Genomic DNA, 12,635 nt, shown 5'->3' on the forward strand with positions numbered 1-12,635 from the left:
AATTCTGTCTTGTTCGCTTTTTTGTTTCTAAAATTTTATAGTAATGATCCTCTAAAGCTAATATCTTTCTATCTCGCTACCTTTATCTTACATAAAAGCTAGGATTCGTAGATATTCAAAAACTAGAGTCATTTCTGCTAGGAAGAAGAGAAATAGGATACCACCGTTGACCAAGAAAGCTAAGAGAAGGCGATAGAAGGAGTCAGTTTGGCTATCTTTACTTGGTCTTGAGATGGTATAGAGGTTGGCAAGAAGTACCAGACCAATGCTAATGAGGCAAAGAAGAGCCGCAAAACGTAGACTATTAAAGAAGGCAAAGAAACTGGCAATACCCGTGAGCAGGATAGGAAGGGCGAAGAGTCTGCTGTACTCTTGCAAGGCTTTTTCCAGTGTCCAGTCATTGTCTTGATTGACAAAACGTTTAACCACGAATCCACCCATAAGGATAGAAAAGAAGAATAAGCTTGTCGCTACCAAGATGGAGAAGATAGAAAAGAGATTCAGTGAAGGGAACTGCTCGCTGACATGAGAGTTGATAGCCGCCATATGGCCGTAGTAGTTATGCTTGATATGATAAATCGCACAGAAGAAACTAAGAGCAGAAAAGATAGTCAGCAGGGCAAAGGCATTATAACTATGTTTTTTATCTGTATCAATGCTTGTTGTCGGTTCTTTAAGGGCACCTTGTAGCCAAAACCAAAGATCAGCCAGTTCTTCTTTGAATACTGTGAATAGTGCTGTTTTGGCAGATACAGAATCTGGTAAAAACGGGCTTTCCAAAGATTGACTTTTCTGAGAAGCTTCTTTAACAGGTTTTTCTGACTCGTCTATCTTTTCTGATTTTTCAGCGAGCTCTTCAGTCTCTACAGTTTCCTCACTAGTTTCCTTATCTTCTGGATTGACTTGAGGATTTTCCTCAACTACTGGCGCCTCGTCTCTTGTCTCTGAATCTTCTTCAAGGAGAACTGAGTCGGATGGGCTATCTTTTTTATCATTGTTGGCTGTTTTTTCGAAATCAGCACTTTCAAACCATTCTTGAGTCATAATAGACCTCCCTTTTTTTGATTAATTTTTGAGTAGTAACTACTAGTTGTCTTTATTCATGATTTCTATAAGAAAGCAAGCGATCTTATTATGGGAAATAGATACTTTGATTCGATTTTGCGACGAGGAGATCTTGCGTATCTTTTTTTTCTGTTTTGTAAGGGTTCGCTAATGCTTCACCTTTACTATCTCCCGTAGGTATGTCACGTCTGTCTCGATGCCAACGATAGATATCACCATGTTCAGCAGAAAATTCAAGATTGATTCGATCAAGTTCCTTTTGAGATAACTCGAGAGAGATATCTTTTCTTGCCTCTAATTCCACTCGACCATGCACTTGGATATCGTCTGCCTTGATATGTTCATGATCTGCTTGGATGCGGCTATCTGTTAGACTGGTTTCAAATACATTGACAATTCCAACTGTGGTTAGTTGGCTATTTTTAATCTCGCTATCAGTGATACGAAGGAGATATCCATTTGACAGAATCTTGGCATTGCTGAGTTTTGCATTAGCAATTGAAAGGATACGATGGTTTACCTGGGCAGTTAGATTTTTTAAGTCTTTTCCTCTTGGTAATGAGAGAACAACTTCATCATTGCGACTAGAAATTCCGCTTGCGATATAGAGAATACCCTCGATACTAGAACCTATAGAGCGACGTGTAGTTGACTTGGTGTCAGTTATTTCAAGACTTTTCTCTTTGATAGAGTGTTGAAGATTTTCTTTTTCAGAGATGGTTGGATGGTACTGGATGTGAATCTTATCATCGCTTGACTCCGTAATGACAAGCGAATGTTCTGTTAGTGAGATGTTTAGATTTTCAATATCTTGATCAAAAACGAGTTCTTCCATTCGACTTTCAAATACTGGATTTTGAGACATTGCAAGGAGGCTTCTGACACCATCTGTTTGGATCCCGATGATCATCATGGAAAAACCAATGATACTGGTAACAACACCAAAGATAAGAAATCCTTTTGTCCATTTACGCATGTCTTTCACCTCTCTTTCCTCTATTAAGAATCCATTGGATAAGTCGAAGGACTAGTAATCCAAAGAAACGGGTCACATAGGAAGTTGCTAGCAAGACTAGGGATGAAGCTCCGATAGCTAGTAAACCTCCACCAAAAATCAGAATAAAAGCAGATGTAGATTCAGCCAGGACGTAGAAGCTTTCAAATAGGAGAATAGCTCCGAGAACCATTCCAGCTGCGGATACAGCAAAGAAGGCTATAAGTACGCTGACAGCAGCGATAAAAATCCCGATGATAGCCATGAGAAGACCAATTCCGACCGGAATTCCGATAGGAGCTGCAAGAAGGGCTAGTAGAGCGATGCGTAAAATATGGCGGTCGTTCTTGCTGGAATTTTCTTCGTTGATTTTCTTATCAAGAAGTGTAGTCAGGACATCATGGGCAGCTTCTTTTGGACTTCCTAGGCTAGCGATAAGCTCCTCCTCACCTTCTGGACCCGCATCATCAAAGAGTTCTTTGAAGTAATCCATGGCTTCAATGCGATCAGATTGAGGAAGCTTCATCAGATAGGCTTCAAGCTGATTCAAATATTCAGTTCTTGTCATGGCGAATGCTCCCTTCTATGATGCCGTTGATAGTGTCAGTGTAGAGTGTCCATTCTTCTCGAAGGACAAAGAGTTGCTCCTCTCCGATTTCTGTCAAGGAGTAGTATTTGCGCATCCGACCTTGGTATTCGCGAGAGTATGTAGTCAGATAGCGGTTGGTATCCAGTTTTTTCAAGATGGGGTAGAGGGTAGATTCCTTGATTTTGGCAATGAGTTTAATGGTTTGGCTAATCTCATAACCATAGGAATCCCCTTGTTCTAGGATGGCCAAGATGAGAAATTCAATCAAGGCCGATGATGTTGGAAAATACATGGGGCACCTCCTTTTTTAGTATGTAAAAATTTTATATATAATTATTCTACACATACATCATACATCTAAATGTAAGCCTTGTCAAGCAATATGTGTAAAATTTTTATATATAAAAAATCTCCTAGTAAAAACTAGAAGATTAGAGGCTGTTTTGCATTACTTTGAGGCAATGCTTATCTGCAATCCTCATCATAAATGGGCGGAAGATAAAAATACTTGTCTTCAATCTTGATTTTAGCACAGAGGATGCCGTTTTGATAGACATATCCGTTAAATGGAGGATAGCTATCCAAGTCTTCTAGGATATTCTCAGGCAAAGATCTGAAATTGTAATCCCTCAGAGCCCCAGAACCAATCAATCTTTCAGTCCGATAAGCCTTGATTTCTTTTTCATATTTTTTGAGAAATTCTTCTCGTTTCCTTTCAAAGAGAGCCAAATCTCCGTCATCTAACTCGTAATAGCGTTCGTAACCAGCAATCCAAGAAATATAAACACACAGTAAAGATTTTTCTATCTCAGGAGAGTAGCCAATTGTAAAGTAATTTTCTTTGTCGACCTGCCGATTTTCTACTGTGATAGTCTGTATAAAGTTAGTCATGATAATCTCCGTTTCAGGAATGAACTAGAAATTCTTCTCATTTAAAAATCCTTTAGCTCATCAAAGATTTCTATAAATTTTTCTTTGTCCATTCCTAAATCTTCAGGTAGTAAATCTAAGATCTCAACTAGGGCACTATAGATATCCTCTCTCTCGATTGTTTCAATAAAACAGTTACGTTTGTCGATTTTATTGAAACCTTGAGTATATTCTCTTATGAGAACTTCTACGTTTGTCATAGTGTTCTCATTGGGGTTTTCTAGAAGCTTTATAAGGCTTGTTCTAGTCTTTCTATATAGAGAGGCTGCTTTTTTTGCATTTGCGGTTGAAATATTTTCTTGTCCATCCCATGAGCGAAATGGATTATTTAGGTTTTGGGCTAGCCATTCAGCTTTCCTCGGTTTTGTTATCCAAAGATTCAGTCCCTTGTCCTGCAGTTTTTTATAATATTTTTTGGCTATTTTAGCGGCATCTTCTGGTAAGCTGCTCATCCAAAACATGCTTAATTGAGGTAAATCTTCTGGTTTTGGGATATCCTCTGCAGTAAAGCCAAACAAATCAACAGTTGAAAAATTGATTAACTCTTTTAACTCTGATAATTTATGGAAATTAAGAATATGACCAGGTTTCCCCCACAATCTCAATTCCCTAAGATTTGGATAGTTATTCAAGATTTGTGCAAAGTCTATTTCGAGGATGTTTGAACAATGGATAGCTCCTAAATCTTTTAATCCCAGCACCTTGGGTAGAGAGTTGTCAAGGTGTAATCGTAAGCTGGCTCCATGGTCTTTTACAAGTATCTGACAATTGTCGCTCATGTCTCCTAATAAGACTAGCTCCTCCAAATCATCGTTCAGTCTAAGTTCCTCTACGCCTGTCAAATCAATGGAAAGCCGACGTATGGATGTCTTAGAAAAATCCAGTTTTGTTTGTCCATGATTTTCAAGAACTAGTTCTGTAATAAAAGGAGTTGACTGTAAATATTCATATAAATTTTTGTGCCATCTCGTTAATGCCAACTTAGATAAACAAGGAAAGACCTTTAATTCTAATGCGTCTTCAAAAGGCGTCCACTCGTCATTGATATTGTGTTTAGAAATACGGCACTCATTTCCTGCAAATGAAACTTTTTCCTTGCTTTTATCTGCTTTCTTAAATAAATCTCTTTTTTCTTTTGGTATTTCTTGCCATTTCAGTTGCCTATAAATATCGTAACCATTTCCCCAAAACATAGCATAAGTATTGGTGCTTTCAGTTGTTAATGGTGTTGTATTACCAATAAAAATATAATGTGACGGTACATGAATATCAACATTACTAAGATGTAAGTTTCTTTCCCAGTACATAAAATCTATATAGAGTGGCTTCAAAGAAGATAGTTCTTCTTCCGTAAGAGGTTGTTCTCCTGACCAGTCTAATGACAGTAGGACAGCCTGCGACTTTTTCTCCCCCTCTTCGATCTTGGTTATCTGGCAAGCTATGTATTTTTTTAGATGGAAATTGTAAACACAATAGACGTCCCCTGCTTTTGCTAGCATACAAATTTCTCCTTAAATGTTACTACATTTTCAATAGTCTTTTTAGACTTTTAAACAAATACTTGTTTGTAATTGAGTTAAAACAAGTAAAGTTCTTTAAGATTTTATTTTAGATAGATTTCTGGTTTCTCAATGACTGAGCTATCCTTCAATTTTGGGAATTGAAGGATTTTATGATGCAAAAGGTTAACCTCCTTGGAAGGTTTGATTGTTAGATATTCTAGCTTTATCAGATTAATGATTGAAGTTGCGTCCTTACTTTTTAGGATACCAGTAAAAAAGTTGAAATAGCGTAACTATGGTATATCATTTAAAAAGTTAGAGGAATCTACATGGATGTTTTTAGGGGCAAAACAATCCCCTTCAATTGAGAGATAAATTGTATAGTTGCTTCCATCATAGGTATATTATAGCATGTTTTAGCTTAACGAAAGTCTTGTGAGGAGGCCTTTCAAACCTTTTTAAAAGAAAAAAGCCAGACAGATGTCTAGCTTGAAAAGTGAGTTTATTGTAGTAAATTCTAAAATTTTTTAGAGGATTTTCTCTGCTCGATCCACCATAAAGAGGGCGATTGTCATGATGATATCAATTACTAGAAGAATCAGTACCGCTGGAACCCAAGACTGGAACATGTTAAAACTGTAACCAAAGAGAGTTGGTCCAAAGGCAGCTAGAATGTAACCACCAGTCTGGGCAAGACCAGATAATTGGGCCGTCTTTTCAGGAGAGCTGGTTTTGATGGAGAAGCAAACCATGAGATAAGGGAAAAGAGCACTACAGGCAGTACCAATCAAGAGATGGGCAACCAACCAATACAAGAAACTGTTGCTCGGGTATAGAAGCATGGCAATTCCTAACATACCAGCCAGAGAGATGATTGTTAACATGATTTGACGGTGACGATTTGACAAACGCGTCGTTAAACTTGGAATGGTTATGGAGAAGGGAATGCTAATTAGAGAAAAGATAGAAGCCAGAAGTCCGGCATCCGTATGAGCTAGCCCTGCACTGATGGCCATGGTTGGTAACCAGGTCATACTGGTATAAAAGAGTAGGGATTGGAGTCCACCGAATACAATAATAGCCCAAACTTTCTTGTCTTTTAGAATGTTCTCTTTCTTTTGTTTTTTCTCATGTCCTTCTAGAAAATGATTGCGGCGATGATTGGGGAACCAGACAACTAAAGTGAGTAGACAGACAAAGGATAGGCAGAGGATCAAGCCTTTCCAAGATGTCGCCTGAGTAATGGGAACAGAGAGATAGGAAGCAAGAGCTGTTGCGATTCCCATGGAAGTCACATATACTGTTGTCAGGAAGCTAATCTTTTGTGGGTAGTTGGCCTGAATGGCGCTAGGAAGAAGTACGTTAAAAATAGCGACACTTGCTCCGATGAGTAGGGTTCCCAGATAAAGCAATGGGAGATTGAAGATACGAATCACTGAGCCAATTGTCAAGACGAGGAGGCTGTAAGTGAAAAGGTGCTCAAGTCCAATCTTTTGAGCCAAACGGGTCGCAAAAGAGGAGAAAAGAGCAAACATTAAGAGGGGAAGGCTGGTCAAAATACCAAGTGAGCTGACCTCAACTCCTAAACCTTGAGCAATATCTCCTAAAATAGTCGGTAGGGCTGTAAAAGGAGCTCTTAAGACCGCTCCGATTAAGATAATTCCTAGAATAAAAAAGAGTGATCGTTTTTTCATGTGAACCTCTCTAAGATGATTTTGATAACAGCTTATTTTAAGTTTTTTTCTAAGAGATGTCAAGCTAGAGTAGGGAGATTCGGTTTTTACTTGAGCTAAATAAAAGTAAAGAAGGATGAGTTGTTTACTAGTTTTTTTCTGGGATTCAAATAAAAATAGGAAAGTCTGGGAATTTGTGATAAAATAGTGAAAGAAAATCTATAAATTGGAGAACTACTGTGTCTGAAAATCGGAAATTTAGTGTCTTGATGTCAGTCTATGTTAAAGAAAATCCTACCTTTCTAGAAGAAGCGGTAGAGAGTATCTTACATCAAACGCTTAAGCCTAGTGAAGTGGTTATCGTTGAAGACGGTCCATTGACACCTGAACTATATCAAGTTTTGGATAAATTGACAGCACAGTCAAGTATTCCAATCAAACGTTGTCCACTGGAGCAAAACCGTGGCCTGGGCTTGGCACTACAGTATGGTGTTTTGCAGTGCCAGTATGACATCATTGCCCGTATGGATACGGATGATATTGCTGTTGAAGATCGTTTTGAACAGCAGTTTGACTTGATGGAAAAGGAAAACTTGGATCTACTAGGCGGTCATATTGCAGAATTCATCGATCAACCTGATGAAATTGTTTCTTACCGTCGTGTGCCGATTAAGCACGAAGAGATTATCGCCTACCAACGTATGAGAAGTGCTTTTAATCACATGACTGTTATGTTTAAAAAAGAGATGGTTCTCAAGGCAGGTAACTACGAAGATGGGCTCTATATGGAAGACGATTTGCTCTGGCTCAATATGATTAGTGCTGGTGCTCGGACTGGGAATGTGGATCAGATTCTTTGTAAGGTACGCGTGGGAGCAGGGATGTTTGAACGCCGTGGTGGCCTTCGCTATCTTAAACTCTATCGCCAGGCACGTCAAAGAATGCACGCGCGTGGACAGATTTCTTATGGTGAATATCTGAAAAGTGTTTTAATCCAAGTTGTCGTTGCCCTATGTCCAGGCTTTGTCCGACAGTTCATATTTTTAAAACTATTGAGAAAAAGCAAATAACTAATCGGTTTTAGAAAAATATCTTGTAATTACTAGAAAATGTGATTTTGTGTAGGAGGATACCATTCACATGAATAAAAAAATGACAGATTATGTAATTGATCTAGTTGAAGTATTAAATAAACAACAGAAACAAGTCTTTTGGGGGATTTTTGATGCTGCCAGCATGATTTCCTCAATCATTGTTTCTTATATCTTGTTTTATGGATTGATCAATCCAGCTCCTGTGGACTATGTCATCTATACAAGCTTGACCTTCCTTTTCTATCAAATCATGATTGGATTCTGGGGGCTCAATGCTAGCATTAGTCGCTATAGCAAAATCACAGACTTTATGAAGATATTCATCGGAGTAAGTGTCAGCAGTATCTTGTCCTATCTCCTTTGCTATGCCTTCTTGCCACTTTTTTCAGTGCGTTTCATCGTTCTCTTTATCTTGCTCAGCACCTTCTTGATCTTGCTCCCACGTATTACTTGGCAGTTGATTTATTCAAGACGCAAAAAGAGTGATGGAGAAGGGGAACATCGTCGTACCTTCTTGATTGGTGCGGGAGACGGTGGAGCTCTCTTTATGAACAGCTACCAGCATCCTACGAGTGATCTTGAGTTAGTGGGTATTTTGGATAATGATGAGAAGAAAAAAGGTCAAAAACTAGGAGGAATCCCAGTCTTAGGATCTTATGAACAGTTACCAGAACTCTCAAAACGTCATCAGATTGAAAAAGTTATCGTTGCGATTCCTTCTCTTGATCCATCCGAGTATGAGCGTATCCTAAAAATGTGTAACCAACTTGGCTTGAAGTGTTATAAGATGCCCAAGATTGAGTCGGTTGTACAAGGATTGCATCCTCAGGTAGGTGGTTTCCAAAAAATCGATATTACTGACCTTTTGGGACGTAAAGAAATTCAACTAGATGAGTCACGCCTAGGCTCAGAAATTACTGGAAAAACTATCTTAGTGACAGGTGCAGGAGGTTCTATCGGGTCTGAGATTTGCCGTCAGGTTAGTCGCTTTAATCCAGAGCGCGTGGTTCTCTTGGGTCATGGGGAAAACTCCATTTATCTGATCTATCATGAATTGATTCGTAGCTTCCAAGGAATTGACTATGTTCCTGTGATTGCAGACATCCAAGACTACGATCGCTTGCTTCAAGTATTTGAGCAGTACCAACCAGCCATTGTTTACCACGCTGCTGCCCATAAGCACGTGCCAATGATGGAACGTAATCCAAAAGAAGCCTTTAAAAATAATATCCTCGGAACTTACAATGTTGCCAAGGCAGTTGACGCCGCTAAGGTACCGAAGATGGTTATGATTTCGACCGATAAGGCCGTTAATCCACCAAACGTAATGGGAGCTACCAAACGTGTGGCAGAGTTGATTGTTACAGGATTCAACCAACGTAGTCAATCTACCTATTGTGCGGTTCGTTTTGGGAATGTTCTTGGTAGCCGTGGTAGTGTGATTCCAGTATTTGAGCGTCAGATTGCAGAGGGTGGTCCAGTGACTGTGACGGACTTCCGTATGACTCGTTACTTTATGACCATTCCAGAAGCTAGCCGTTTGGTGATCCATGCAGGAGCTTATGCTAAAGATGGAGAGGTCTTTATCCTTGATATGGGCAAACCAGTTAAGATTTATGATTTGGCCAAGAAAATGGTTCTTCTCAGCGGACGTACTGAAAATGAAATCCCGATTGTAGAAGTGGGGATTCGTCCAGGTGAGAAACTCTATGAGGAGTTGTTGGTATCTACTGAATTAGTTGATAATCAAGTCATGGATAAGATTTTTGTTGGTAAGGTTAATGTCATGCCACTTGAAGTTATCAATCAAAAGATTGAAGAATTCCGTGCCTTGCAAGGTTCAGAGTTGAAGCAAGCTATTATCGGTTTTGCTAACGAAACAACTCACATTCATTAAAAAAGAAAAAAGGTATGATTCCTAGCTTCATGTTAGAGATAAGTGGAATCATACCTTTTATTGATAACTGCTACTCCTTTACCAATTTTTTGAACAAACTTGTCATTGTTGAACATTTATGGTAAACTAAATTTATACTATTTGAAAATCAAAGTAAATGAGGTCTGCATCGTTTGACTGTACTTAGATATGGTTTATAACGAACTTCCTAATTTGCTCTTGCATTTTCATTTCGTATGAATTAAAAAAATAGGGAGTAACTTATGATTAACGCATATAAGAATTTCTTTAAAGGTTATGTAGATTTTACAGGCCGTTCAACACGCTCAGAGTATTGGTGGATTTGGTTAACAAATATGATCCTCCTTGTCCCTTTTTACTCAGCATATTTTAAGGTGCTCGCAAATCCAAGAAATGAGGCTGCTCTAGTGGCCTTGGGTGGAATTGCTATTATCTACATGATTTTCGGGCTAGCCCTAATATTACCTATGTTAGCTTTGACAGTTCGTCGACTACGTGATGCTGGTTTCCACTGGGCTCTAATCTTTATCATTTTTATTCCGATGGTTGGACCTCTTGCCCTTTTAGCTTTGTTAGCTATGCCAACGAAACAAGTAGAAGTAGTAACAATCAATGAAACTGAAGAAATTGTAGAAGTTTCACCATTCGAAGAATCAGACAAAAACTAAGAAGTTCAGGTTTTACAATTGAATCTGTTTTAGAGTTTTCTCTATATTGTTAAGCAAATATCTGACACTCCCATATCTAAAAATAGATTTGGGAGTGTTTTAAAACTATGTGGATGCTTGCTGGTATACCATTGTTAAAAAGGAGAAATATCTTGTTTAGGGCTTATATAAATTTTTTAAAAGGTTATGTAGATTTTGTAGGACGCTCAACACGCCCTGACTTCTGGTGGGTTTGGTTGATGAATCATATCTTGTTTCTACCTCTGTATATCCTTATCTTCAATAAAGAGATAAACCAGGGTCCTTCTCTGAACTTTACTTTAGTTATCCTGATATGCATGATTTATGCCATTTTAGTTTTACTCCTTCTGTTGCCTACTCTGGCGTTGAGGATTCGCCGTTTGCGTGATGGAGGTTTCCACTGGGCCTTTATCTTCCTTTACTTTGTTCCAATGGTCGGGCGTCTTGCGCTATTAGTTCTGCTAGCTATGCCAAGTAAGGAAGTAGAAATAGTAACAATCAATAGACCTAAAGAAGTTGAAAGCGAAGAAGCTACCCCCTTTGAATAATTGGATGAATACGGAGAATGTCATTCTCCTCATTAAGATTAGACAAAAAGCTCCCAAACCTAACTTTTAGGCTGGGAGTCTTTTGTTTTAGCGTTTTAATTGTAGATGCTGTAAAATGTCTGTTGGGTGGTGAGCAATCCAGTCAGGATTATAGCCCATGAGGTCTCGCTCCTCCCCGAATCCCCAGGTTACCGCTAATTTTTTAATGCCGGTTTCTTGGGCGCCAATCATATCAAACTTGGTATCTCCGATAATAACGACTGTTTCGGGAGTTAGATGATGAGTTTCCAGAGCTTGACGAATGACATCAGCCTTGTGTAGGGCCTGAGGGCTTGAACCATAAATGCCATCAAAAAAGTGGTCAATCCCAAAATTGCTAGTCATGTCAACGGCGGTTGGTGTATTCTTCGTAGTAGTGATATAAAGAGGATAATGCTCAGCTAGTTCTACGAGTAAATCTTTGATATGTGGAAAGAGTTGGGCTTCGTACACACCTTTTTCCTTATAATAAGAACGATAGAGCTGGATGGCTTCCTCTATCTGCTCAGCCGGCAAACAACTAGCAAAGCTGGTTTCTAGTGGGGGCCCCATAAAACCTCGAATAATTTTGGCACCGGGACTAGAAACTCCAAGTTGGTCAAAGGTATAGGTGAAACCATTGTGAATTCCGATAGAACTATCCACAAGTGTTCCATCTAAGTCAAAAAAGATAGCAGATATAGATGACATTGATTCTCCTCATAATGATGAAATTATTCGCCGAAGATTTCTTTTTGAAGGCGACGACCTGTCGGTGTGGCAGCGAGCCCCCCTTCAGCAGTTTCACGAAAGGCAGTTGGTAAGCTAGATCCTACTTGATACATGGCGTCAATGACCTCATCAACTGGAATTTTGGATTCAATACCAGCTAGAGCCATATCGGCTGCGATGAATGCAAAGCTTGCTCCCATGGCATTCCGCTTGACACAAGGAACTTCAACCAAACCTGCAACGGGATCACAGATTAGGCCGAGCATGTTTTTGATAACGAAGGCGATAGCCTGACTCGCTTGATAAGGCGTTCCGCCTGCAGCTAGAGTTAGGGCAGCGGCACTCATGGCTGAAGCTGAACCGACTTCGGCCTGGCAGCCACCTTCGGCTCCCGAGATAGAAGCGTTGTTAGCAATCACGAGTCCAAAAGCACCTGCAGCGAATAAGAAGTCTAGTTGTTGTTCATGAGTTAAATCCAACTTTTGAATAGCAGCAGTGAGAACGGCTGGAAGGCAGCCTGCACTACCAGCAGTAGGTGTCGCACAGACCAGCCCCATCTTGGCATTGTGTTCATTAACGGCGATAGCATTACGAGCTGCAGACAAGACAGTGAAGTCTGATAGGGTCCTTCCTTTTTTGATGTAGTGGTCAAGCTTGGCAGCGTCACCACCTGTCAAACCGCTACGAGATTTCTTTTCACTAAGACCAAGCTCAACTGAAGCTTTCATGACTTCAAGGTTGCGCTCCATGAGAAGGAGAACTTCTTCACGTTCACGACCTGTTAGCTCAAACTCGGTCGTAATCATGAGTTCCGCAACATTTCCTTGAAAACCAAGTTCGGCTTGTTGGACTAATTCTTTGATAGAGTAAAACATATTTTCTC

The 12,635-nt window shown here is 39.5% G+C and carries 13 protein-coding genes; 4 read left to right on the forward strand and 9 right to left on the reverse strand.

The genetic code is table 11. The annotated features are described in order from the left end of the window. Positions 1 to 87: 87 nt before the first annotated feature. The 7 genes from ADH31_RS07875 to ADH31_RS07905 form a co-directional block, all read right to left on the reverse strand. Entirely contained in the window at positions 88 to 1,044 is a 957-nt protein-coding gene (locus ADH31_RS07875; RefSeq protein ID WP_049509997.1) for a DUF6574 domain-containing protein, read from the reverse strand. 88 nt (positions 1,045 to 1,132) lie between these two features. After that, positions 1,133 to 2,041, reverse strand: coding sequence for a DUF4097 family beta strand repeat-containing protein (locus tag ADH31_RS07880; RefSeq protein WP_049509998.1), 909 nt, complete (start codon positions 2,039 to 2,041; stop codon positions 1,133 to 1,135). Then, positions 2,034 to 2,627 carry a DUF1700 domain-containing protein gene (locus ADH31_RS07885; protein ID WP_049509999.1) on the reverse strand — a complete coding sequence of 198 codons (594 nt, stop codon included), beginning with the start codon at positions 2,625 to 2,627 and terminating at the stop codon, positions 2,034 to 2,036. The genes ADH31_RS07880 and ADH31_RS07885 overlap by 8 nt, the downstream gene beginning before the upstream one ends. After that, positions 2,614 to 2,940, reverse strand: coding sequence for a PadR family transcriptional regulator (locus ADH31_RS07890; protein WP_000273853.1), 327 nt, complete (start codon positions 2,938 to 2,940; stop codon positions 2,614 to 2,616). Before ADH31_RS07890 ends, ADH31_RS07885 begins: the two co-directional genes overlap by 14 nt. 173 nt (positions 2,941 to 3,113) lie before the next feature. Next, positions 3,114 to 3,539, reverse strand: coding sequence for a hypothetical protein (locus ADH31_RS07895; RefSeq protein ID WP_049510002.1), 426 nt, complete (start codon positions 3,537 to 3,539; stop codon positions 3,114 to 3,116). A gap of 41 nt (positions 3,540 to 3,580) precedes the next feature. Then, positions 3,581 to 5,077 (reverse strand): hypothetical protein, encoded by a 1,497-nt coding sequence (locus ADH31_RS07900; RefSeq protein ID WP_049510004.1) that lies wholly within the window; start codon positions 5,075 to 5,077, stop codon positions 3,581 to 3,583. A 530-nt stretch (positions 5,078 to 5,607) separates the two neighbouring features. Then, positions 5,608 to 6,774 carry a CynX/NimT family MFS transporter gene (locus ADH31_RS07905; RefSeq protein ID WP_049510006.1) on the reverse strand — a complete coding sequence of 389 codons (1,167 nt, stop codon included), beginning with the start codon at positions 6,772 to 6,774 and terminating at the stop codon, positions 5,608 to 5,610. A gap of 218 nt (positions 6,775 to 6,992) precedes the next feature. Here ADH31_RS07905 and ADH31_RS07910 point away from each other — a divergent pair, with 218 nt between their 5' ends. From ADH31_RS07910 to ADH31_RS07925, 4 genes are all read left to right on the forward strand, one after another. Next, complete coding sequence (locus ADH31_RS07910; protein WP_049510008.1) at positions 6,993 to 7,823, forward strand: glycosyltransferase; 831 nt, start codon at positions 6,993 to 6,995, stop codon at positions 7,821 to 7,823. Between the two features lie 70 nt (positions 7,824 to 7,893). Further along, complete coding sequence (locus ADH31_RS07915) at positions 7,894 to 9,744, forward strand: polysaccharide biosynthesis protein (RefSeq protein ID WP_049510010.1); 1,851 nt, start codon at positions 7,894 to 7,896, stop codon at positions 9,742 to 9,744. A gap of 263 nt (positions 9,745 to 10,007) precedes the next feature. After that, positions 10,008 to 10,433, forward strand: coding sequence for a DUF805 domain-containing protein (locus ADH31_RS07920; RefSeq protein ID WP_049510012.1), 426 nt, complete (start codon positions 10,008 to 10,010; stop codon positions 10,431 to 10,433). 152 nt (positions 10,434 to 10,585) lie between these two features. Next, on the forward strand, positions 10,586 to 11,002 hold the full coding sequence (locus ADH31_RS07925) for a DUF805 domain-containing protein (RefSeq protein WP_080980088.1): 417 nt from the start codon (positions 10,586 to 10,588) through the stop codon (positions 11,000 to 11,002). An 87-nt stretch (positions 11,003 to 11,089) separates the two neighbouring features. Here ADH31_RS07925 and ADH31_RS07930 read toward each other — a convergent pair whose 3' ends face one another. Both ADH31_RS07930 and sdaAA read right to left on the reverse strand, forming a co-directional pair. After that, complete coding sequence (locus ADH31_RS07930) at positions 11,090 to 11,731, reverse strand: HAD hydrolase-like protein (RefSeq protein WP_049510015.1); 642 nt, start codon at positions 11,729 to 11,731, stop codon at positions 11,090 to 11,092. Positions 11,732 to 11,754: 23 nt separating this feature from the next. Continuing rightward, positions 11,755 to 12,627: an L-serine ammonia-lyase, iron-sulfur-dependent, subunit alpha gene (gene sdaAA, locus ADH31_RS07935; protein WP_049510017.1), complete on the reverse strand. Its 873-nt coding sequence runs from the start codon at positions 12,625 to 12,627 to the stop codon at positions 11,755 to 11,757. Positions 12,628 to 12,635 lie beyond the last annotated feature (8 nt).

Source organism: Streptococcus pseudopneumoniae (assembly GCF_001072375.1).
GTDB classification, from domain to species: domain Bacteria; phylum Bacillota; class Bacilli; order Lactobacillales; family Streptococcaceae; genus Streptococcus; species Streptococcus pseudopneumoniae_L.